Annotated in this window: 1 pseudogene; it reads left to right on the forward strand. The window is 33.5% G+C overall.

The window, feature by feature from the left end:
• Positions 1–467 precede the first annotated feature (467 nt).
• Positions 468–660 (forward strand): annotated as a pseudogene (locus AC1DIT_RS28305) (YdcF family protein); the annotation flags it as partial.

Genomic DNA, 660 nt, shown 5'->3' on the forward strand with positions numbered 1-660 from the left:
ATTATTAACTTTATCCGCTATTTTAGGGCAGTGAGACCCCCACCTCAAGATTCAGAGAGAAACAAGGAAGTTAGGTGGGAGATTAGCTGCCCGTAAAAGTCCGATTAGTGAGGGCTAATAATCAGTGTGGGAAAGAAAACCCCACTGATTAAAGTTTCACTTTATCTTGATATCCCAAAAATAAAAAATACTCTTGAAATAAGGAGAAACTTCCAATAAATCCATTGTATGACGAGAGAGAAAATACAAAATCTATAAAGGAACCATATAAAAAGAGGGTGTGAAACAAAATGGGAAAAACGAAAGCATTAGGATCAGCGAAACATAAAGGAAATCAAACTCAGTGTCATACATCTTCTAAAAAAGGGCGTAATGCTCAAAACGCAGGACAACGTAGTCATTAAAAAATACTTCTGTCTCCCTTTCTTTTTCTATATAATATAAAGAAAGGGAGTGTAAGCTTATATATGAACAAATGGATACTACTTGTTATCTTATTATTTCCACCATTATGCATAATGTATATGACATATCGAATGAAAAAAGTTGCTTATGAAAAGTTAAGTGATAACGCTCCATATGTATTAATTTTAGGTGCAAAATTATTTGGGGATAAACCTTCTTTATCTCTTCAAAATCGACTGGATGTAGCCTTAATGT

This window comes from Bacillus sp. 05T22, from assembly GCF_056396765.1.